The following is a 22,071-nucleotide window of genomic DNA, read 5'->3' on the forward strand; positions in this document are numbered from 1 at the left end:
GGGCACGGTGGTTCCGTGGACGCCTCGGGCCGGCAGGGGACGTACGACCGTCTGACCGCCGACGGCCAGCGGGTGGCCGTGGTACAGAACCCGGCCCTGTCGCCGGCCGGCGACAGGGCCGCTATCCACCGGCGAACGCGGTGCGGACCTCTTCCCGGGCCGGCCGCAGTCGGACGATCAGTGGTCGACGCGAAGTCCGGCGAGGACCAGGGTGACGGCCTGCTCGGCCCACTGCGGGTGGCCGCCCCGTCCGGCCATGTAGTCGGCGTAGAACGGGCCGAGCAGTGCCGACACGGCCGTCTCGAGATCGGCGTCCTCGGAGATCTGTCCGGCCTGCTGGGCCTGTTCCAGGGCATCTCGCAGGAGGGCCCGGCGGGGGAGTACGGTGCGTTCGCGCAGCAGGGCGAGGAGTTCCGGGGTGTGGGCCTCTTCGGCCAGGCAGGTGCCGATGAGAGCCATGCCGTTGACCCGCTCGACGGTGGCGGCGAAGTCCTTGAGGACGTTCACCAGGTCGGTGTGGAGATCTCCACCGGGGGACGGAGCGTCTGCCATGCGGGCGGCGGCGAGGGCCGCGGTGAGGAGGTCGGCCTTGGTCTTCCAGCGCAGGTGAATGGTGGACTTGCTGACCTGCGCGGCAGCGGCGACCTGGCTGAGGCTCATGCGCGTGTAGCCCTGGGAGGCCAGCAGTTCGAGAGCGGCCCGCAGGATGGCGGCGTCCTTCTCGGCGGAGCGTGGCCGCCCCGCGGCTTTGGTTTCCGTTCCACTCACCTGGTCAGAATAGTCGAGCTACCGTACCGAGCGGTTCGGTACGGAATGTGGGGGAGCACGGGTGACCAGCGCGTATCTGCCGGAGTGACCTGTCGTACGAGAAGCAGGAGGCGGGTCGGGCGCAGGCCGGCGTCTGCATGCCCGGCCGCCGGGCTGCGGGTCAGGCGCTCGTGCGGGTGCCCGCGATGTGGAAGTTGAAGTCGGCGTGGCCGAGCGCGCCCATCAGGCGCAGCCAGATGGGCAGCAGCATCTCGGTGCCGCGGGCGGTGGTGATGCCGCCGAGGTCGATGACGCTCGCGGCAGGCCAGCCGAAGGACACCAGCAGCTCCGTGACCTGCTTCTTCGCGTCGGTGTCGTCGCCGGAGACGAACACGTCGTGCTCGCCCGCCACCCGGGACGGTTCGACCATGACCTCGCAGTTCATCGTGTTGAGGGCCTTGACGACCCGCGTGTCGGGGAAGGCGCGCTGGATCTGCTCGCCGAGGCTGTCGGTGTTGACCGGGTTCAGCGACGGCGGCATCCCGGCGGAGAAGTCCAGCGGGTTGGCGATGTCGATGAGCACCTTGCCGGCCAGGTTGTCCGCGCCCGCAGCCGTCAGGGCCTCCAGGCTGACGGCGCCCGCGGTCGTGTTGACCACGGTCTCGGCCCGGGCGGCTGCCTCGGCGAAGGTGACGAGCCGCACGGCGGAGTGGTCGGCCTGCCACTGCGTGAACGGCGGGTTGCCGTAGCTGTCGGCTTCGGTGCGGGCCAGGGTGGCCTCGGGGTCACGAGTGCCGACGACGGTCTCGTGGCCGAGAGCGGTGAGCTTGGCGGCTATGGTCCGGCCGACGACGCCGGTGCCGATGACGGCGTAACGCATGAGGGGTTCCTTTCGAAGAGGGCGGACACGACGACCGCTCCGTCCCATTGAAAAACTAAACCGAGCGGTTCGGTATCGCAAGTGGTTTCCGGCAGTGGCTTCCCGCTGCCGGGGCCCGTCATGCCGCAACGGTGAGAACCCACAGGCCCAACTGCCGCGAGGTGGTGCGGAACTCCATTACGGCCTCCGGCAGCCGGGACGTAACGTCCCCGTAACTCCCAAGCCATGCACCCGCATTCGGAGCGGGAGCACGGCTGCCGCCAACCTCCCCACCCGTCGCGATCACCCAGGTGGCACGATGAACCCCACATTCCTCCACCCGCTGCCGCGCCGTTCGTGGCGCCGAACGTGGCCGCGCCCCGCCTCCGCGGCGACGCTGGTCCTGTCCCTGATCGCCCTGGTCCTCGGACTCTCCCCGGCCCCGGCGCAGGCAGCGAGCCTGCAGCAGGTGACGGGCTTCGGCTCCAACCCGGGCAATCTGCAGATGTTCCAGTACGCCCCCGAGAACCTGCCGTCCGGCGCGCCGCTGGTCGTGGCCCTGCACGGCTGCACCCAGAGCGCCGGCGACTACTACAGCCACTCGGGCTGGCCCAAGTACGCCGACATGTACGGCTTCGCTGTCGTCTTCCCGCAGACCACCAGCTCCAACAACGCCAACTCCTGCTTCAACTGGTTCCAGTCCTCCGACTACACCCGGGGCCAGGGCGAGGCGCTGTCGATCAAGCAGATGGTGGACTACGCCAAGTCCCACTACGGCAGTGATGCCGGCCGCGTCTACGTCACCGGATTGTCGGCCGGCGGCGCGATGGCCTCGGTGATGCTCGCCGACTACCCCGACGTGTTCGCGGGCGGCGCGATCGACTCCGGTATCCCGGCGGGTTGCGCGAGCGACCTCTCCAGCGCTCTGACCTGCCAGAACAGTGCGGTCAACAAGACTCCGCAGCAGTGGGGCGACGCGGTCCGCAACGCCTCCGGCGGCTGGGGCGGGCCCTGGCCGCGCGTCGCGATCTGGCAGGGCACCGGCGACACCACGGTGAACCCCGCCAACGCCACCGAGGAACGCGACCAGTGGACCGACGTCCGGGGCATCAGCCGGACCCCGTCCTCGACCACCACCCTGACCGGCGGCACCACACAGGCCGTGTACAACGACTCGAGCGGTGAGCCCGCCGTGGAGACCTTCTCCGTCTCGGGCATGGCGCACGGCCTCGCGGTCAACCCCGGCTCCGGCGCCGACCAGTGCGGCAGCACCGGTACCTACTACCTCGACTACATCTGCTCGCCGTACTGGACCGCGAAGTTCTGGGGCCTGGACGGCGCGGGCGGGGGTGGCACCGGCAGCCTTCCCGCGCCCACCGGGCCCACCGTCACCGGCACGACCGACACCACCGTGTCGCTGTCCTGGTCCGCGGTGAGCGGCGCGGCGTCGTACAACGTGTACCGCGGCGGCAGCAGGGTCGGCTCGACCACCGGAACCTCGTACACCGACACGGGGCTGGGCTCCGGTACGCAGTACACCTACACCCTGGCCGCCGTGGACTCCGGCGGTGCCGTCGGCACCCGGTCGACGGCGGTCTCGGCCACGACCACCGGGTACCAGCCGCAGTGCTTCACGGACGACAACTACAACCAGGTCGCGGCGGGCCGCGCCCACCAGAGTCTCGGCCACGTCTACGCCAACGGCTCCAACCAGAACATGGGCCTCTACAACGTCGCGGTCACCCACACCCTCGAGGAGACCTCGTCCGGCTACTACGTGATCGCCGACTCGGGCTGCCCGTCCTGAGCCCTGGGCGGCTGGGTCCGGCCCGGACAGGGACGTGCGCAGCGCGACGACGGTACCTAGGGTGGGAAGTGCAGGTCTGTGACACGGCCTGGAACGAGTGACGAAGCAGGAAGACGCGCGACGCAGGGCCGAGCCCGCCGCACGCCCGGCCGCGACGAGCGACCGGCGCGGACCGCGCACATGCCGTCGGGTGTTGGGGATGGACCAAGGGCGGTTCTGAACCATGAGGGATGTACATCGGCTGGAGCCCGGCTCGGCGAACCTGGGCAGCGGCACCGTGCTCGCGGCATGGGAACGGTTCGTGCAGGGCGAGGACCAGATCCCGGGTGTCCGGCCCGTGGTGGCGATCTCCTGGCACCGCTGTCGAGAGCAGTACCGGGTCGATCCCCGCCTCACAGCGGCTCCGGTGGCGGTCGCCGAGCTCGACCACACGCCCGAGCACGACGTCGTCTTCGCCGAGCTGGGTTTTCGTGCCGCTTCCGTGGCACATGAAGTGGGCAACCTCGGTGGCGTCGTCACCGTCACCGATGCCACTGGCCGGATCCTGGCCGAGTGGGGCGACCAAGCCACGCTCGCCAGAGCCGGCGAGTCCAATCTGGCGCCCTGGTTCTGCTGGTCCGAGTGCGCGGCCGGCACGAACGGCATGGGCACGGCGCTCGAGGCACACGGCCCCGTACCGATCAGGGGCGCGGAGCACTGGTGCCAGGCGTTCCACAACTGGGTCTGCGCGGGCATCGCCGTGCGCGACGTGGTGACCGGGGAACCGATCGCGGTGCTGAACATCTGCTGCTGGCGCAGCCGGCTTCCCGCCTCCGCGGAGAGCTGGCTGGCGAACGCGGTCACCATGACCCAGCACCCGCTGAAGAGGCGCGCCCGGGACAGTGGTGCCGAGTTGGTCGCGGCCTACACCCAGGCCAGGCCGCGCTCCGGTGCGGCGCTCGCCGCGGTGGACACCGCGGGCAAGGTGGTGATCGCCGACGACATGGCAAGCGTGCTGCTGGGCGTCCCGGCATGCACCCCGGCGGTCGACCCCACGCTGCGATGGAACGCCGGGCTGCCGGAACTGATCACGGCCGCCCGCTATGCCACCACGCAGGCAGCCCGCAATCCCGACTGGGTCGGCTCGACGCAGATCTTCGCCCACCTCGCCGACGAGCCGACCTCGATCAGCATCCGGCCCGTCTTCTCGTCCGGACGCCTGATCGGGAACCTGGTCTCGTTCGGTGCCTCCGACGGGGCACAGGTGCCACAGTCGGAGGGGTCCGCGCACCCTCGGGTGCAGCCGCGCCGGCTGGTCGCGATGCGCGACAACCGGATGGTGCTGCTGCGGCTGTCGGAGGTCTCCTTCGCCGAATCGCAGGGGAACGACGTGTGGCTCTCCACCGATCAGGGGCGATTGCGAGCCGCCTCCCCGAGCCTGGACAAGCTCGACGGCGAGCTGGCGGATCGCGGCTTCATGCGGGTGCACCGCCGGTACGTGGTCAACCTCAGCCGCATCCGTGAGATCGAACGCGGACTCAAGGGCGAGCTGTCTCTGGTCATGGACGACCGGACGAAGGAGATGGTGCCGGTTTCCCGGCGGAACGCGCCGGCCGTGCGTCGCACCCTGGACATCTGAGTTCCCGGTACGACATGGGTGCCAGGAAGGAAATTCCTGTGTCTGACAGTCCGGACGCCGTTGTCGGCGAGACGACCGCCGGAAGTGCGGGCGGCCTCGGCCTCTCCGCCCCGGCCGGGCAGCGCGGTCACCCGATCGCGGGCGCGAGCAACCGCGACTGGTGGCCGGACCGGCTCGACCTGGCGATCCTCCGCAAACACCCCGCGATGGCCGACCCCATGGGCGAGGACTTCGACTACGCCGCGGAGTTCCTGACGCTCGACCTCGACGCCCTGGCGCGGGACGTCGACGAGGTGCTGACGACGTCGCAGGAGTGGTGGCCGGCCGACTTCGGCCACTACGGGCCGCTCGTGATCCGGATGGTGTGGCACGGCGCCGGGACGTACCGCATCGACGACGGCCGCGGTGGTGCGGGCGCCGGCATGCAGCGTTTCGCTCCGCTGAACAGCTGGCCGGACAATCGCAACCTCGACAAGGCGCGCCGGCTGCTCTGGTCGGTCAAGAAGAAGTACGGCCGCAAGATCTCCTGGGCCGACCTGATGGTCTTCGCAGGCAACCGCGCCCTGGAGACGATGGGCTTGACGACCTTCGGCTTCGCCGGCGGCCGGGCGGACGTCTGGGAGTCCGACGAGGACGTCTACTGGGGTCCCGAGCACGCCTGGCTCGGCGACGAACGCCACGGCGGCGTCCGGGAGCTGCGGCCCCCTCTGGCCGCCGTCCAGATGGGCCTCATCTACGTCAACCCCGAGGGACCGAACACCGTGCCGGACCCGCTCACCGCGGCCCGGGACATCCGCGAGACGTTCCGGCGCATGGGGATGAACGACGAGGAGACCGTCGCGCTGATCGCGGGCGGCCACACGTTCGGCAAGACCCACGGCGCGGCCGACCCGGAGGCCCATCTCGGCCCCGAACCCGAGGGCGCCCCGCTCGAGGAACAGGGCCTGGGCTGGAAGAGCGGCTACGGCACCGGAAAGGGCGCGGACACCATCACCAGCGGGCTCGAGGGCACGTGGACACCCACTCCGACGAGATGGGACAACAGCTTCTTCGAGACCCTGTTCGGCTACGAGTGGGACCTGGAGCTGAGCCCCGCCGGTCTGTGGCAGTGGATCCCGAGAGACGGCGGCGGGGCCGGCACGGTGCCGGACGCCCACGACCCGCAGACGACCCACGCCCCGACGATTCTGACGACGGACCTCGCGCTGCGGTCGGACCCGGTCTACGAGCCGATCGCGCGGCGCTTTCTGGACCACCCGGACCAGCTCGCGGATGCGTTCGCCCGGGCCTGGTTCAAGCTGACGCACCTCGACATGGGCCCGATCCAGCGCTACCTCGGACCGCTGGTCCCCCGGGAGACGCTGCGCTGGCAGGACCCCGTCCCCGCCGTGGACCACGAGCTCGTCGGGGCGGCGGACATCGCCGCGCTCAAGAGCCGGATCCTCGCCTCCGGGCTGTCGGTCTCCGAGCTCGTCTCGACCGCGTGGGCGTCGGCCTCGACGTTCCGGGTCAGCGACAGGCGGGGCGGGGCGAACGGCGCGCGCATCCGCCTCGAACCGCAGCGGGGCTGGGAGGTCAACGACCCCGACACGCTGGCACAGGTGCTGCACGCCCTGGAGGGGATCCAGGAGTCCTTCAACGGTTCGCGGACCGGAGGGAAGAAGATCTCGCTGGCCGACCTCATCGTGCTCGGCGGAGCCGCCGCCGTCGAGCAGGCCGCCAGGACCGCCGGCCACGACGTCCAGGTCCCCTTCACCCCGGGACGCACGGACGCCACGCAGGAGTGGACCGATGCGGAGTCCTTCGCCGCGCTCCGGCCGACCGCGGACGGGTTCCGCAACTACCGCGGCAAGGGCGGTCGGACGCCGTCGGAGCACCTGCTGGTCGACCGCGCGAACCTGCTGAACCTGAGCGCGCCCGAGATGACCGTCCTCGTGGGCGGCCTGCGGGTGCTGGGCGCCAACTACCAGCAGTCGCCGCTGGGCGTCTTCACCTCGGCGCCCGGGTCGCTGACCAACGACTTCTTCGTCAACCTGCTCGACCCGAGCACGGAATGGAAGCCGACGTCCGAGACCGCGGAAACCTTCGAGGCTCGCGACCGGGTCACCGGCGAGGTCAAGTGGACCGGTAGCCGCGTCGACCTCGTCTTCGGCTCGAACTCGGAGCTGCGTGCCGTCGCCGAGGTCTACGCGAGCGACGACGCACGGGAGAAGTTCGTGCGGGACTTCGTCGCCGCGTGGGACAAGGTCATGAACCTCGATCGGTACGACCTCGCTCGACCCGGTGTTCCACGGCGGTGACCGATCCGGTCCGCCGCGGGCCCCGGAACGACGTGGTGCGGTGCCGGCCGGCTCCTTTCACCGGCGGCACATCGGGTACGAACGGTAGCCCGTGGCGGACGAACGGCATGATCCGCCCGGACCGGCGCTCGCCCTTGTCGGTGTGATCCATCCGGCGTAGCGTGCTTATTAAGCAGCAATTTCTCACCCTTTTCGATGTGATTCATCGCGGCCCGGCCTGCTCCTTGACCACGGATTGCTGACGGGCACCGGGTGACGTGAAAAAGAAATTTCGAAATCAATTTTTTCGGCAGCATATTCCTGCCATGCGGAGGTGGGTAACCGGCCGCGGTGTGCCGCGCGCAGCGCAGCCGGTGCGAGGGGACATGGAGATTCGGGATGAGGAGAGTGAAGCCCCGATGACGACCGCGCAGGAGCGGGCCGACCTGCTGGACAAGCTCGGGTTGGCCGCACAGAACAAGGCAGCGCTGGGTCAAGTGCTGGGAACCGGACGCATTGGACAGGCCACCGAGAAATCGGATGGTCACATGGAGGCCACCATTCGCATCAACCCGGATGAGCTGACCTGGGACCCCGACATTCTGGTCATGCCACACGGGGGCGATATCGAGCTCGAGATCGTCAATGACGACATGAACACGCACTGCGCGCTCCTGCCGAGCAATGGCGACCGGAAGTTCATCTGGCTGGTGAATCATTCGCGCGGACACGCGACCCTCAACCTCGACGGACCGGGCTACTACTGGTTCAGCTCACCTACGGGCAATGACGAGGGCCGGGGGCTGACCGGTGCCATCGTCGTCCTGGGGGACGCTCCGCCGGAGGCTCGCCTCGACCGTCCCGAACAGCCGCGGCCGTAGCAGGAAGTAGGAGGTGGAGGAAATGACCGTCGACTACGTGGACGCGGGTGTGGCTGTCGACCAGGGAAACCTGAGCGGCAAGGTCGCGGGCGGGGAGGTCGCGCCGCCGGTAGTGGCCGGAGTCAACTACGAGCGCATACTCAATGCCCGGGATGAACCCCAGAACTGGCTCACCTACTACGGCGCCTACAACGGGCAGCGGTACAGCCCGCTGGATCAGATCAACACGGAGAACGTCAAGCGCATGGTCCCCGCATGGGTCTTCCAGGCCGGCACGACCGGCCTGATCGCGGGCGCGTCGACCTACTCCTTCGAGGCCGCCCCGATCGTCGTCGACGGGGTCATGTTCCTCTCCGGCTGGGACGGCTGGGTCTGGGCCCTCAACGCGAAGACGGGCGTGGAGATCTGGCGGTACAAGCATGCGGTCCCCTTCGACGTCTCCCTGTGCTGCGGGAACGTGAACCGTGGGGTCGCCGTGGCTCAGGGGAAGGTCTTCTTCGTCACGGCGAACGCTCGTGTGCTCGCGCTCGACGCCACCACCGGCAAGCGGGTCTGGGACAAGACCTACGGAGACGTCCGGGCCGGGGAGAGCGCCACGGTCGCGCCGCTGATCGTGAAGAACATGGTCATCGTCGGGAGCTCCGGCGGCGAGTTCGGCGTACGCGGCCACCTCGACGCGTTCGACCTCGAGACCGGTGAGCACCAGTGGCGCCGCTACACGGTGCCGAAGCCCGGGGAGCCCGGCTCGGAGACCTGGCCCGCCGAAGGCGAGGCCTGGGCGCGGGGCGGGGCGAACTGCTGGGTCACCGGCACCTTCGACCCGGAGACGAACCTGCTGTACGTCGGCACCGGCAACCCTGCGCCCGACTTCGACGGAGAGGTACGCGAGGGCGACAACCTCTTCACCGACAGCATCATCGCCGTCGACGTGGACAGTGGTCAGATCCGCTGGCACTACCAGTGCACCCCGCACGACCTGTGGGACTACGACAGCATCGCCGAGTGCATCCTGTTCGAGCAGGACGGACGCAAACTGCTCGGGCACTTCGACAAGAACGGCTACTTCTTCGTCCTCGACCGCACGAACGGTGAGCGGGTCGGGATCACCCCCTTCGTGGACCGCATCACTTGGGGGGCGATCACGAGGGACGGCCAGGTGACGGCCAAGGTGTACCCGGAAAAGGAGGGAGAACCGGTCCACTTCTACCCGGGCCCGGCCGGCGCCAAGGAATGGACGCACGCGGCCTACAGCCCGAAGACCGAGCTCTTCTACGTCCCGGTCCAGGACACCGGAGCCACGGCCACCCGGCGACGCCGGGAGTTCAAGGAGAGCATTCCGTACTGGGGCGCGGGCGTTCAGGTGGACATCGAGGACATGGCCGGGTCCATCAGCGCCTTCGACGCCGGCGGCGAGGAGAAGTGGCGCTGGCGCAACGAACTCCCGATGTGCGCCTCGGTGCTGGCCACCGGCGGTGACCTGGTGTTCGCCGGGGAAGCCTCCGGGGAGTTCAACGCGCTCGACGCCCGCACCGGGGAGCAGTTGTGGCAGTTCCAGTGCGGAAGCGGCCACCACAGCAGCCCGACCACCTACATGGTCGACGGCAGGCAGTACATCGCCGTGCCGGTCGGTTGGGGCGGATGGGCCGAGGGGTTCCTCCCCGGCATGCTCGGCGCGGGGCACGGAAGCGCCCTGCTCGTCTTCGCCCTCCCGGAAACGTCGTAGCGCGTGACCGGTGCCAGCCGCATTCGGCCGGAGAGGAGGTGAATCCATGGAGTCTCAGCTCGCTGTGTGGGAGACGCCCGAGTTCGACGAGATCGCAGTGGCGGCCGAGGTGACCATGTACCTCGATCAGTTGGAGGACTAGGGCCGGACAGGTCCTGGCGGACGGGACGGCGCCGGACGTGGTCCGGCGCCTCCCGACGGCCTGAGACGGCCGACGACGCCTCCCGACGGCCTGAGACGGCCGACGACGCCTCCCGACGGCCTGAGACGGCCGACGACGCCTCCCGACGGCCCGAGACGGCCGACGATCGAGCGGCGTACGTTCAAGGAGAGCGGCGTACGTTCAAGGAAAGCGGCACAGAGGTGGCCATGGACGGCCTCGAGGTCCAGGTGTAGAGCCGTGACGACAACAACCGAGCGAACCGACGCCGACGGCTTCGTCGAGACGTTGCGCGACCACTCGCGGCGGTACCACGACCAGCACTCGTTTCACGTCCGGATGAATGCCGGCGGGCTGAGCCGCCGACAGATCCGGGGCTGGGTGGCCAACCGCTTCTACTACCAGGAGAACATCCCCCGCAAGGACGCCGCGATCCTTTCCAACTGCCCCGACCTGGAGGTCCGCCGCCGCTGGATCCGACGGATCGTCGACCACGACGGCACCGCCGCCGGTGAGGGCGGCATCGAGGCATGGCTGCGTCTGGGCGAGGCCACCGGGCTGACCCGCGAGGAGGTCCGGGACCACCGGCACCTGGTACCCGGGGTGCGGTTCGCCGTCGACGCCTACGTGAACTTCGCCCGGACCCGCCCGTGGGTGGAGGCGGTGGCGTCCTCGCTCACCGAGTTGTTCGCCCCCGACCTGATGGCGGCGCGGCTGGCCGCATTCGAGCGCTGGTACCCGTGGATCGACCCCGAGGGCCTCGCCTACTTCCGCACCCGCCTGGAGCAGGCCCCCCGCGACTGCGAACACGCCCTTGAGGTGGTCACCGCGCACTGTCTCTCCGCCGAGTCGCAGGCGCGCGCCGTCGACGCGCTGTCATTCAAGTGCGACGTCCTGTGGAGCCTGATGGACGCCGTCGACCAGGCCTACCCGGAGTGATCACCATGGACCCCACCCCTACCGGAACGACCCGGACCACTGCCACGACCCGGCCGGGCGCCGGGGTGTCCGGCTCGGACCGGCCCCGGTTGGCGAGCCATGTCCGGCTGAGCTTCTGCCGGACCAGGCAGCGCAAGATCCTGCTGCACCCCGAGACAGTGGTGGTCCTGAACGACAGCGGCGGGGCCATCCTCGAGCTGTGCGACGGGCGGCACACCGTGGCCGAGATCGTGACCGAGCTGGGCGCTCGTTACCAGACCGTCCCCGACGACGAGGTGCGGCAGTTCCTGACCCGGCTCGTCGCCCGGCGCTGGGTGGAGCTCGACGATGGATAGCCCGTTCGGACTGCTCGCCGAGCTCACCTACCGGTGCCCGCTGGCCTGCTCGTACTGCTCGAACCCGCTGAACATGGCCGGGTACCGGGACGAGCTGTCCACGGACGAGTGGCGGCGGGTGCTGGCCGAGGCCGGCGAACTGGGCGTTCTGCAGTGCCATCTGTCCGGCGGGGAACCGCTGCTGCGGCGCGACCTGGTGGAGATCGTGACGGCCGCCCACGACCTGGGTCTCTACACCAACCTCATAACGAGCGCCCTCGGGCTCTCGCGTCCGAGGGCCGAGCAGCTGCGGGCCGCCGGCCTGGACCACGTGCAGATCAGCATCCAGGCCGACGAGCCGACCGTGTCCGACCGGATCGCCGGGACCCCGTCCTTCCGGCGCAAGGTCGAGGCGATGGGCGTGGTCAAGGAGTTGGGCTGGCCGCTCACCATGAACGTGGTGCTGCACCGGTACAACATCGACCGCGTCGCCGAGGTGCTCGGGCTGGCCGAGGAGGTGGGCGCCGACCGGGTGGAGCTGGCCAACACCCAGTACTACGGCTGGGCCTGGCGAAACCGTGACGCGCTGCTGCCGAGCCGGGCCCAGCTCGAGGCGGCCGAGGTCGTCGTGCGGGCCGCCCGCGAGCGGTTGCGGGACCGGATGGACGTCATCTACGTCATCCCCGACTACTACAGCCGCTACCCGAAGCCCTGCATGGGCGGCTGGGCCTCCCGGCAGTTGACCGTGACGCCGAACGGCGACGTCCTGCCGTGCCCGGCCGCGCACTCCCTGCCGTTGCCGCGGGCGAGCGTGCGGGAGGATCCGCTGGAGTGGATCTGGGCCGAGTCCCCGGTGATGACCGCGTTCCGGGGGACCGACTGGATGCCGGAGCCCTGCCGGAGCTGCCCGCGGCGGGAGCTGGACTTCGGCGGGTGCCGCTGCCAGGCGTTTCTGCTCACCGGCGACGCCGCCCGCACCGACCCGGTCTGCTATCTGTCGCCCGACCACGACCTGGTCGCCCGGGCGGTCGAAGCCGCCAACGCCCACCCGCGGGCCGAACTTCCGCTGGTCCCCCGCCCGCACCGGCCCGGTCTGCCCGCCGGGGGAGCCGGCTAGCCGCCGAACCACAACGGCAGCGCCACGGCGGCGATGATCAAGGCAGCCCCGCTCAGCAGGTCCGAGCGGATCCGGATGAGGCGCGCCGCGATCCGCCCGCACTGCAGCCCGACCAGCGACATCACTGCCGTCATGAGGCCGAAGACGGCGGCCGAGAACCATGGCGAGAGCCCTAGGACCCCCAGGCTCGCCCCGGCGAACAAGTTGTCCAGGCTCAGCGTCAGCGGAATGCCGAACAACGCCCACGGGTGGTCCAACTCTTCCGGCTCGGGGTTACGAAGGGCCGAGACGAGGAGATAGAGGCCGTACCCGCCGAGAGCGGCCGCGCCCACCAGATCGGCGACGGCTCCGACGGACTCCCCGATCTGGTGACCGATCAACAGCCCGACCAGGGGCATGACCGCGTCCCACAGCCCGAAGGTCAGCGCGACCTGCACCGCGCGCTTCAAACCGAATGGAACGGTGCCGAGCGCGATCGATACCCGGAAATTGTCGAGACTGAGTACAAAACCCAGGACCAGTATTTCCCAGATCATGACGACGCCGCTGCCCGATGACGACCGGCGCCGGCAGAAATGACTCCGCCTCGCCCATTACTCGTCATAATTGCACATACTATCTCAAATGGTTCGCGTAAGAAACCTGGAAAACCGATTACCGGGATGTTTTCGCCACTCACTCCGCACATCGCACAGGTGGTGCCGGAAGCCGGGATCGCCGACTCCGCTGCCCCGACCGGACGCGGCGGGGCGCGCCTGCCGGGCGGCACATCCGCCGCGTCGCCGCACGGGCCGCGTTGAACGGGGATGCTACGAATAGCTCGCCCGGCCTTGACTGACAGGGACGGGAAACTTAACTTCTGGGGACCCGTTGCCCTTGGAGCGTGCCCATGAGGCCACTTGCCCGCACCGCCGCGCTGAACGGCTACGTCGAGCTGAGCCGGTCCCTCGGTCTCGACCCCCGCGCCCTGATGAAGAGCGTCGGGCTGGACACCGCGGACCTGGCCGTGCAGGACCGGTGGATCTCCGGCACGGCGGTGGTCAGGCTGCTGGAGCTGTCGGCGGCCGCCTCCGAGCGCGAGGACTTCGGTCTGCTGCTGACCGAGCGGCGGCGCTTCTCCAACCTGGGCCCCATCAGCCTGCTCGTCCGTGAAGAGCCCGACGTGCGCAGTGCCCTGGCCTTGCTGATCCGCCACCAGCACACCTACAACGAGGTCCTGCACGCCCGGCTCTCGGAAGGCAACGGGGTGGCCACCCTCAAGGTGGACCTCAGGCTCGGCGAACCACAGCCGGCCCGGCAGGGCACGGAACTCGCCGTGGGCGCGTTCCACCGCGTGCTCAGCGGCTTCCTCGGTCCGCGCTGGCGCCCGTCGGCCGTCTGCTTCGCCCACCCGGCGCCGCGGGACACCGCGGGCCACCGCCGACTGTTCGGGCCCTCGGTGGAGTTCGACCGCGACTTCAACGGCCTCGTCTTCTACGCCGAGGACCTGGACGCCCCCAACGCCATGGCCGACGCCCAGCTACGCAGCTACACCCGGCAGTACTTCGAGCCGATCGCGGCCCCCAGGGAAGCATCCGAGGTGGACCGGGTGCGCGACCTCATCGAGGCGCTGCTGCCGACCGGGCGCTGCTCCATCGAGCAGATCGCCCGCAGCCTCGGCGTCGACCGGCGCACCGTGCACCGCCATCTGGCCCGCTCCGGAGAGACGTTCTCCTCACTGCTCCATTCGACCCGCACCTCGCTCGCGGAGCAGTTCGTCGCCAACCCCAACCGTTCACTGACCGAGGTCGCCACGCTGCTGGGGTTCTCGTCGCTGAGTGCGTTCTCCCGGTGGTTCCACGAGCACTTCGGCGCCGGTCCGCGCGAGTGGCGCAAGAGCCGGGGCGGCCCGGCAGTGCCCGGCGGAAGCTGAGCCCGCGGGACGCACGCGGGCCGTGGCACGGGTGAGCCCGGGCCGCGTGTCCCCGATTGACAAGTCATCTGTCACGACAGGTAAAGCGGCCGCGTGCCGCCCGCCCTACCTTGGCAGCACCGCGCAGGCGGTCGGCCTCCGGAGGGAGCGCCCCGCAACCCCCTGAGGGCACTCCCACCGGACCGGTCCGCGACCACTGGGCCAGTTGTCGCCTCGGCCCGTACTTCCGCCGTCACGGGCCCGACTTCGCGTCGGCCGCCTGCTCCGTGACGCGATCACGTCTACGCCAAGGAGAAGCCCCGTGCATTTCCACGACGACTCACTCTTCCCGGAGAACCAGGAGAAGCTGGTGATCCAGGCAGCGCCGTACGGCCCCGAGTGGCTTCCCGGGGACGCGGACGACCTGCCGCTGACCATGGACGAGCACGTACAGGCGGCCGTCGACTGCCACAACGCCGGCGCGACGGTGCTCCACATCCACGTCCGGGAGCTCGACGGCAAGGGCTCCAAGCGGATGTCGATGTTCAACGAACTGCTCGGGCGGTTGCGCGAGGCCGTGCCGGACATGGTGCTCCAGATCGGTGGTTCGATCTCCTTCGCCCCCGAGGGCGAGGGCGGCGACGCCAAGTGGCTCGCCTACGACACCCGCCACCTGCTGGCCGAACTCACCCCGGCGCCGGACCAGGTGACGATCGCGATCAACACCAGCCAGATGAACATCGTCGAGATCATGAACGAGGACGACCTGGAGGGCACGTCGATCGCGAAGCCGGACTACTACCGGGCGTACCGCGACATGGTCGTGGAGGCCGGTCCGGAGTTCTACCTCGAGCACCTCGAGCGCCTGCGCGCGAACGGCATCCAGCCGCACTTCCAGCTCGCCCACCTGGCCCAGCTGGAGACGGTGGAGCGGCTGATCCGCGCAGGCGTCCACACCGGGCCGCTGATCCTCAACTACGTGGCCATCGGCGGCGGTTTCGCCGGCCGGCACCCCGCCGACCTGGTCGAGTTCATCCGCCGCGTGCCGGACGGCGCCGTCCTGACCATCGAGAGCTCCATGCGCGCGGTGGCCCCGATGAACGCCGTCGCCATCGCCCTCGGCCAGCACGTGCGCGTCGGCAACGAGGACAACCTCTGGCGCGCCAGGGGCGAGCGGATGTCCTCCGTGGCCCAGGTGGAGCAGATGGTGCGGATCTCGCAGGCGCTCGGCCGCGAGATCGCCACCGGCGCCGACGCCAAGCGCATCTACAAGATCGGCGAGTACTACGCGGACGCCGACGAGACCCTCGCCCGCCTCGGCATGATGCCCAACCGCCGTCCGGGACAGCGCGGCTTCATGCTGCGCGACGTCACGGCCTGACCCACCGCCCGGCGTGCAGGGCAGGCCCCGCACGCAGGCGACACCCACCCGCGCGAATCCTTCGGAGCACTCTGTGGCACACGCCGTCCGCTTCCACGAAACCGGTGGCCCCGACGTCCTGAAGTGGGAGGAGGCCGCCGTCGGCGATCCCGGCCCCGGCGAGGTGCGTATCCGGCACGAGGCCGTCGGGCTCAACTTCGCCGACACCTACTTTCGCAGCGGGCTCTACCCGGTCCGGCTGCCCGACGGCATCGGCGTCGAGGCCGCCGGCGTGGTCGAGGCGGTGGGCGACGGCGTCACCGACGTCGCCGAGGGCGACCGGGTGACGTACACCGGAAGTCCGCTCGGTGCCTACAGCACGGAGCGGGTCATGCCCGCCTCGCACCTGATCAAGCTGCCCCACGGGATCAGCTGCGAGACGGCGGCCGCGATGACCATGCGCGGCCTGACCACGGCCTATCTGCTGCGCAGGATCCATCCGCTGAAGGCCGGCGACACCGTGCTGCTGCACGCCGCGGCCGGAGGGGTGGGCCTGATCGTGTGCCAGTGGGCCGCGCTGCTCGGCATCCGTGTGATCGGAACGGTGTCCAGCGAGGAGAAGGCCGACATCGCCCGAGCACACGGATGCGAGCACGTCATCCGCTACCGGTACGAGAACGTGGCCGACCGGGTCCGCGAGCTGACCGACGGCGCGGGCGTCCCGGTCGTGTTCGACAGCGTGGGCAAGGACACCTTCGCGGGCTCCCTCGCCTCACTGGCGCGCCGTGGGCTCCTCGTGTGCTTCGGCACCGCCTCCGGACCCGTGCCGCCGATCGACGCGATGCAACTCGCCCTGCACGGCTCGGTGTTCGTCACCCGTCCCGCCCTGGCCGACTACATCGCCGACCCCGTCGAGCGCGCCGCGCTGGCCGGTGAGCTGTTCGAGCACGTCGCCTCGGGTCGCATCAAGATCGAAATCAATCAGCGCTACGCCCTCGAGGACGCGGAGCAGGCGCACCGCGACCTGGAAGCCGGCCGGACCACCGGGTCCTCCGTCTTCGTCCTGTGAGGGGGCGCACCACGTTCCACCCCAAGGAGTGAGCACCGATGCCAGACACCCTCTCGTCCTCGCGGCGGGCCCCGGCCCCGGTGCGCCCGGGCGTACGCCGCACCTCCCTCACGGCCGAGCCGCTGACCTGCACCATCGGTGCCGAGCTCAGCGGTGTGAGCCTGGCCGACGTGGCCCGTGACGACGACCTCTTCGCCGAGATCAACAACCTGCTGCTGGAGCACAAGGTCCTCTTCCTGCGGGACCAGGACATCTCGCGCGCCGACCACGTCGCGTTCGCCTCGCGCTTCGGCCCGCTGGAGGACCACCCTGTCGCCGGCAGCGACCCCGACCATCCCGGGCTGGTCCGGATCTACAAGGATCTGGACAGCCCGCCGGAGCACTACGAGAACGCCCTGCACACGGACGGCACCTGGCGGGTGAACCCGTCGATGGGCGCCGTACTGCGCTGCGTCGAGTCGCCCCCGGTGGGCGGCGACACGATCTGGGTGAACATGGTCGAGGCCCACCGTCGGCTCCCCGACCACATCAAGGCGCGGATCGAGGGACTGCGCGCCCGGCACAGCATCGAGGCCACGTTCGGCGCCGTCATGCCCGAGGAACGGCGCCACGCGCTGAAGGAGCGGTTCCCGGACGCGGAGCACCCGGTCGTGCGGACCCACCCCGAGACGGGCGAGAAGATCCTCTTCGTCAACGCGTTCGCGACGCACTTCGTCAACTACCACACGCCCGAGAACGTGCGTTTCGGCCAGGACTACGCGCCCGGCGCGAGCCAACTGCTCACCTACCTGATCAGCCAGGCGGCGATCCCCGAGTACCAGGTGCGCTGGCGCTGGAGCCCCAACAGCGTGGCCATCTGGGACAACCGCTCCACCCAGCACTACGCCGTCCAGGACTACTGGCCCGCCGTCCGCAAGATGGAGCGCGCCGGAATCGTGGGCGACAGACCGTTCTGACCTTCCCCTTTCGAGCAGTCGAGGTGATGACAATGGAGTTTCACACCACTGCGCAGTCCACGGCCCCGACATCGTCCGCGTCGGAGTGGCCCGTGTCCAAAGGCTATGCCTGGACGGTCTTCGCACTCGGCTTCGGCCTGCTGCTTTCCGACTACATGTCCCGCCAGGTCCTCAACGCCGTCTTCCCGATGCTGAAGGCCGAATGGCTGCTGTCCGACGCCGCCCTGGGCTCGCTCAGCGGCATCGTGGCCCTGGCCGTCGGCGTGCTCACCTTCCCCATGTCCCTCATGGCCGACCGGTGGGGGAGGGTCCGGAGTCTGCTGCTGGCCGCCACTCTGTGGAGCCTGGCCACGCTGGGGTGCGCCGTATCGGCGGGTTACGGCGAGATGTTCGTCGGCCGTCTCTTCGTCGGCATCGGCGAGGCGGCCTACGGCAGTGTGGGCATCGCCGTGGTCCTCAGCATCTTCCCGGTCAACCTGCGGGCCACCCTCTCCGGTGCGTTCATCGCCGGCGGTGCCTTCGGCTCGGTGCTGGGCGTGGTCGTCGGCGGCGCCGTGGCCCAGGCGGCCGGCTGGCGCTGGGCGTTCGCCGCTATGGGAATCTTCGGCCTGGCGCTCGCCGCCGTGTACGCGGTCGTGGTCAAGGAGAGCAGACTGGCGCCCCGCGGACGCCCCTCCGGCGGCGAGGACGGCGCGGAAGCACGCGGGCGGCTGCGCACCCTGCCCCGTCTCTTCTCGTCCGTCTCGGTCATCAGCGCCTATGTCGGCAGCGGACTGCAACTGTTCATCGCCGGCGCGCTGTTGTCGTGGCTGCCGAGCTTCTTCAACCGCTACTACCACATGGACCCGGCCAGGGCGGGCGGGGCCGCCGGCGGCTTCGCCCTGATCATCGGCCTGGGGATGATCTTCGGGGGCGTGGCCTCCGACCGCATCAGCTCCACCGCCCCCGTCCGCAAGTGGGTCGTCGCGGCCGGCTGCAGCCTCGGCGCGCTCCTCCTGCTGACCCTCGCCTTCCAACTGCACACCGGACCGGCTCAGTTGCTCGTTCTGGCCGGCGGCTGCCTGCTGTCGGCCGGTTCCGCCGGGCCCGCGGCGGCCATGGTCGCGAACCTGACCCCCGCCTCCATAGCGGCGACCGCGTTCGCCACCCTCACCCTGGCCAACAGCCTGCTGGGGCTGGCCCCCGGCCCTGCGGTCACGGGCGCGCTCGCGGACCGCTTCGGCCTGCTGGGTGCCCTGCGCATCGTGCCCCTCGTCGCGGTCCTGGCGACACTGGCCTTCCTCGTCGGCAGGCACTGGTACGAACGCGACCTCCTCCGCGTCGCCGGCCTCGCCACGAAGGCGGCGCCCAAGCACCCCTCGGAGATCCCCTCATGAGCGCCGTGGAATCCACCGTGGTCATCGTCCCCGGTCTGCGCGACCACGCCGCCGACCACTGGCAGACCCTGCTGGCCAGCGTCTCGCCGAGGCCGGACGAGCCGTCCGCACCGTACCCCCGGTGGCCGGGCAACGGCTCAGCCTGGACGCCCAGGTCGGCAACCTGGCCGCGACGCTGGAGCCCCTGGACGGACCGGTCCTGCTGGTCGCCCACAGCGCCGGAGTCATCACCGTGGTGCACTGGGCCCGCCGCCACCGCGCCGACGTGCGCGGCGCGCTGCTCGCCACGCCGGCGGACCTCGAGACACCACTGCCGGACGGCTACCCCGCTCCCGCCGAACTGGCGGGGCACGGCTGGACCCCCGTGCCCCGCGCGCCCCTGCCCTTCCCCAGCCTCGTCGCCGCCGGCGCCGACGACCCGCTGGGCGCACCGGAACGCGTCGCCGAGCTGGCCCGGAACTGGGGCAGCCGCCTCCTGGAGCTGGGCGCGGTCGGCCACCTCAACCCGGCCTCGGGATACGGCGAGTGGCCGCGGGCCGAGGAACTGATCCGCATGCTGGAGTCCCACTCCAGCAGCGCACCGCTCGGGGCGACGCCCCCAGAGGGCACCTGTGCGTCCTGACACCGAACTGCTGTGGACACCGGGGCGCCGCGAGGTGCTGGGGTCGCCGGCATGCCCGGCGCCCGCTGGTCCACCGGAGCCACTTCGCCGCGTCCCGGGCGGCCGATGAGGGCCGACCGGGACGCTGGTCTCAGGCGAGGTCGAACCGGTCGAGATTCATCACCTTGTTCCACGCAGCCACGAAGTCACGGACGAACTTCTCTCCCGCATCCTGGGACGCGTAGACCTCCGAGACGGCCCGGAGCTGGGAGTGCGCGCCGAAGATCAGGTCGACCGCGGTGGCGGTCCACTTGACCTCGTCGGTGCCGCGATCCCGGCCTTCGAAGACGTTCTCGTCCGTAGCCGACGCCTTCCACTCCGTGCCCATGTCGAGCAGGTTGACGAAGAAGTCGTTGGTCAGGACTCCCGGCCGCTGGGTGAAGACACCGTGGGAGGATCCCTTGAAGCCGGTGTTCAGGGCCCGCATGCCGCCGATCAGCACGGTCATCTCGGGGGCGGTCAGCGTCAGCAGGTTGGCGCGGTCCAGCATGAGGGTCTCCGGCGACAGCTTCTCGCCCGCCGGAAGGTAGTTGCGGAAGGCATCCGCCTTGGGCTCCAGTACGGCGAACGACGCCGCGTCGGTCTGCTCCTGCGAGGCGTCCGTACGCCCCGGTGCGAACGGCACCGTGACGTCGTACCCGGCGTTCCTCGCGGCCTGCTCGACGGCCGCGCACCCGCCGAGGACGATCAGGTCGGCGAGGGAGACCCGCGTTCCGCCGGTCTGGGAGACGTTGAAGTCCTGCTGGATCTGCTCGAGCGTGCGCAGTGCCTCGGTCACCTCGGGGAGGTCGTTGAGCTCCCAGTCCTTCTGCGGCGCGAGCCGGATTCGTGCCCCGTTCGCCCCGCCGCGCTTGTCTGTGCCGCGGAAGCTTGCCGCCGACGCCCAGGCGGTGGTGACCAGCTGGGAGACGGAGAGGCTCGAGGTGAGGATTTTGTCCTTGAGGGCGGCGATGTCCTCGTCCCCGACCAGCTCGTGCTCGACGTCGGGAACGGGGTCCTGCCACAGCTGCGGCTCGGGAATCCACGGGCCGAGGTAACGCGAGACGGGTCCCATGTCGCGGTGCAGCAGTTTGTACCACGCCTTGGCGAACGCCACCGCGAGCTCGTCCGGGTTCTCGTGGAACCTCTTCGTGATCGGGCCGTAGACCGGGTCCACCTTCAGCGCGAGGTCCGTCGTCAGCATCATGGGGGCGTGCCGCTTCGACGGATCATGGGCGTCGCGCACGGTGCTTTTGGCCGCGGGATCAGAGGGAGTCCACTGGTGGGCGCCGGCGGGGCTGCTCGTCAGCTCCCACTCGTACCCGTACAGATTGTCCAGGTACCCGTTGTCCCACGTGGTCGGCTCGGTGGTCCATGCGCCCTCCAGACCACTGGTGAGCGCGTGGGGGCCCGTGCCGCTGTTGTATGTGTTCCGCCAGCCGAGGCCCTGCTGCTCGATGGAGGCGGCCTCGGGTTCCGGGCCGATGTAACTGGCTTCGACCGCGCCATGACACTTGCCGAAGGTGTGGCCGCCGACGATGAGTGCGACCGTCTCCTCGTCATTCATCGCCATGCGCCCGAACGTCTCCCGAACGTCCCGGGCGGCAGCCATCGGGTCCGGGTTTCCGTTGGGCCCCTCCGGATTGACGTAGATCAGTCCCATCTGTACGGCGGCGAAAGGACCGGTGAGTTCCCTGTCGCCGCTGTAGCGCTCATCTCCGAGCCATGTGTCCTCGGGCCCCCAGAAGATCTCCTCGGGTTCCCAGATATCCTTTCGTCCGAAACCGAACCCGAACGTCTTGAACCCCATGGATTCCATGGCACAGTTCCCGGCGAATACCAGAAGATCAGCCCAGGAGATTTTCCGGCCGTACTTCTGTTTGACCGGCCAAAGCAGACGGCGCGCCTTGTCCAGGCTCGCGTTGTCCGGCCAGCTGTTGAGGGGGGCGAAGCGCTGTGCGCCGCTGCCGCCACCGCCGCGGCCGTCCTCGATGCGGTACGTTCCCGCGGCATGCCAGCTCATCCGGATGAAGAGCGGCCCGTAGTGACCGTAGTCGGCAGGCCACCAGTCCTGGGATGTCGTCATCACCTCGAAGACGTCACGCTTGAGCGCGTCCACGTCGAGGGTCGCGAACTCATCCGCGTAGTCGAAGTCCTCGTCCATCGGGTTGGATCGGGACGAGTGCTGGTGCAGAACCTGAAGGTCCAGCTGATTCGGCCACCAGTCCCGGTTCGTCCGGGGCCGCCGAGTTGGCGTGGGTGTCGGTGAAGGAATTGCTGGATTCTCGCTTTCACTGCCGGACATGCCCGTCCTTCTTCCTGTCTCGGTGTTCCT

19 protein-coding genes are annotated in these 22,071 nt (G+C 69.8%); 15 read left to right on the forward strand and 4 right to left on the reverse strand.

Features of this window, described 5'->3' with window-relative positions; all coding sequences use genetic code 11:
• Window positions 1-177: 177 nt before the first annotated feature.
• Both AC07CM_RS18565 and AC07CM_RS18570 read right to left on the reverse strand, forming a co-directional pair.
• Window positions 178-768, reverse strand: coding sequence for a TetR/AcrR family transcriptional regulator (locus AC07CM_RS18565; protein ID WP_478877467.1), 591 nt, complete (start codon window positions 766-768; stop codon window positions 178-180).
• Between the two features lie 160 nt (window positions 769-928).
• Window positions 929-1,627 carry an NADPH-dependent F420 reductase gene (locus tag AC07CM_RS18570; RefSeq protein ID WP_478877468.1) on the reverse strand — a complete coding sequence of 233 codons (699 nt, stop codon included), beginning with the start codon at window positions 1,625-1,627 and terminating at the stop codon, window positions 929-931.
• Between the two features lie 298 nt (window positions 1,628-1,925).
• Between AC07CM_RS18570 and AC07CM_RS18575 the strand changes: the two genes are divergently transcribed.
• The 9 genes from AC07CM_RS18575 to pqqE all read left to right on the forward strand — a co-directional run bounded on the left by AC07CM_RS18575 (window position 1,926) and on the right by pqqE (window position 12,444).
• A complete protein-coding gene (locus tag AC07CM_RS18575) occupies window positions 1,926-3,413 on the forward strand; it encodes an extracellular catalytic domain type 1 short-chain-length polyhydroxyalkanoate depolymerase (protein ID WP_478877469.1) in 1,488 nt (495 codons plus the stop codon).
• Between the two features lie 223 nt (window positions 3,414-3,636).
• Window positions 3,637-5,031: a LytTR family transcriptional regulator DNA-binding domain-containing protein gene (locus AC07CM_RS18580; RefSeq protein WP_478877470.1), complete on the forward strand. Its 1,395-nt coding sequence runs from the start codon at window positions 3,637-3,639 to the stop codon at window positions 5,029-5,031.
• A gap of 134 nt (window positions 5,032-5,165) precedes the next feature.
• The gene (gene katG, locus AC07CM_RS18585) at window positions 5,166-7,331 is read left to right on the forward strand and encodes a catalase/peroxidase HPI (protein ID WP_478877515.1); all 2,166 of its coding nucleotides are present in this window, start codon (window positions 5,166-5,168) and stop codon (window positions 7,329-7,331) included.
• 398 nt (window positions 7,332-7,729) lie between these two features.
• Entirely contained in the window at window positions 7,730-8,191 is a 462-nt protein-coding gene (locus AC07CM_RS18590) for an MSMEG_3727 family PQQ-associated protein (RefSeq protein WP_478877471.1), read from the forward strand.
• A 22-nt stretch (window positions 8,192-8,213) separates the two neighbouring features.
• A complete protein-coding gene (locus AC07CM_RS18595) occupies window positions 8,214-9,914 on the forward strand; it encodes a PQQ-dependent dehydrogenase, methanol/ethanol family (protein ID WP_478877472.1) in 1,701 nt (566 codons plus the stop codon).
• A 46-nt stretch (window positions 9,915-9,960) separates the two neighbouring features.
• Entirely contained in the window at window positions 9,961-10,056 is a 96-nt protein-coding gene (gene pqqA, locus AC07CM_RS18600) for a pyrroloquinoline quinone precursor peptide PqqA (protein ID WP_478877473.1), read from the forward strand.
• Window positions 10,057-10,314: 258 nt separating this feature from the next.
• Window positions 10,315-11,013, forward strand: coding sequence for a pyrroloquinoline-quinone synthase PqqC (gene pqqC / locus AC07CM_RS18605; protein ID WP_478877474.1), 699 nt, complete (start codon window positions 10,315-10,317; stop codon window positions 11,011-11,013).
• 5 nt (window positions 11,014-11,018) lie between these two features.
• Window positions 11,019-11,348 carry a pyrroloquinoline quinone biosynthesis peptide chaperone PqqD gene (pqqD, locus tag AC07CM_RS18610; protein ID WP_478877475.1) on the forward strand — a complete coding sequence of 110 codons (330 nt, stop codon included), beginning with the start codon at window positions 11,019-11,021 and terminating at the stop codon, window positions 11,346-11,348.
• A complete protein-coding gene (gene pqqE / locus AC07CM_RS18615; protein WP_478877476.1) occupies window positions 11,341-12,444 on the forward strand; it encodes a pyrroloquinoline quinone biosynthesis protein PqqE in 1,104 nt (367 codons plus the stop codon). Before pqqD ends, pqqE begins: the two co-directional genes overlap by 8 nt.
• Here pqqE and AC07CM_RS18620 read toward each other — a convergent pair.
• The gene (locus AC07CM_RS18620) at window positions 12,441-12,980 is read right to left on the reverse strand and encodes a manganese efflux pump MntP (protein ID WP_478877477.1); all 540 of its coding nucleotides are present in this window, start codon (window positions 12,978-12,980) and stop codon (window positions 12,441-12,443) included. The two genes, pqqE and AC07CM_RS18620, sit on opposite strands and share 4 nt — an antisense overlap.
• Window positions 12,981-13,333: 353 nt before the next feature.
• On the opposite strand from AC07CM_RS18620, the gene AC07CM_RS18625 reads away from it, so the two are divergent.
• The 6 genes from AC07CM_RS18625 (at window position 13,334) to AC07CM_RS18650 (ending at window position 19,718) form a co-directional block, all read left to right on the forward strand.
• Window positions 13,334-14,356, forward strand: a complete 1,023-nt coding sequence (locus tag AC07CM_RS18625) for an AraC family transcriptional regulator (protein WP_478877478.1) — start codon at window positions 13,334-13,336, stop codon at window positions 14,354-14,356.
• Between the two features lie 301 nt (window positions 14,357-14,657).
• Window positions 14,658-15,716 carry a beta-keto acid cleavage family enzyme gene (locus AC07CM_RS18630; protein ID WP_478877479.1) on the forward strand — a complete coding sequence of 353 codons (1,059 nt, stop codon included), beginning with the start codon at window positions 14,658-14,660 and terminating at the stop codon, window positions 15,714-15,716.
• 73 nt (window positions 15,717-15,789) lie between these two features.
• Entirely contained in the window at window positions 15,790-16,764 is a 975-nt protein-coding gene (locus AC07CM_RS18635) for a quinone oxidoreductase family protein (protein ID WP_478877480.1), read from the forward strand.
• 38 nt (window positions 16,765-16,802) lie between these two features.
• On the forward strand, window positions 16,803-17,720 hold the full coding sequence (locus AC07CM_RS18640; RefSeq protein WP_478877481.1) for a TauD/TfdA dioxygenase family protein: 918 nt from the start codon (window positions 16,803-16,805) through the stop codon (window positions 17,718-17,720).
• Between the two features lie 92 nt (window positions 17,721-17,812).
• A complete protein-coding gene (locus tag AC07CM_RS18645) occupies window positions 17,813-19,096 on the forward strand; it encodes an MFS transporter (RefSeq protein ID WP_478877482.1) in 1,284 nt (427 codons plus the stop codon).
• A gap of 121 nt (window positions 19,097-19,217) precedes the next feature.
• Window positions 19,218-19,718, forward strand: coding sequence for an RBBP9/YdeN family alpha/beta hydrolase (locus AC07CM_RS18650; protein ID WP_478877483.1), 501 nt, complete (start codon window positions 19,218-19,220; stop codon window positions 19,716-19,718).
• 130 nt (window positions 19,719-19,848) lie between these two features.
• Here AC07CM_RS18650 and katG (AC07CM_RS18655) read toward each other — a convergent pair whose 3' ends face one another.
• Window positions 19,849-22,041, reverse strand: a complete 2,193-nt coding sequence (katG, locus tag AC07CM_RS18655; RefSeq protein WP_478877484.1) for a catalase/peroxidase HPI — start codon at window positions 22,039-22,041, stop codon at window positions 19,849-19,851.
• Between the last annotated feature and the right edge of the window lie 30 nt (window positions 22,042-22,071).

The organism is Streptomyces sp. NPDC044061, from assembly GCF_056434305.1.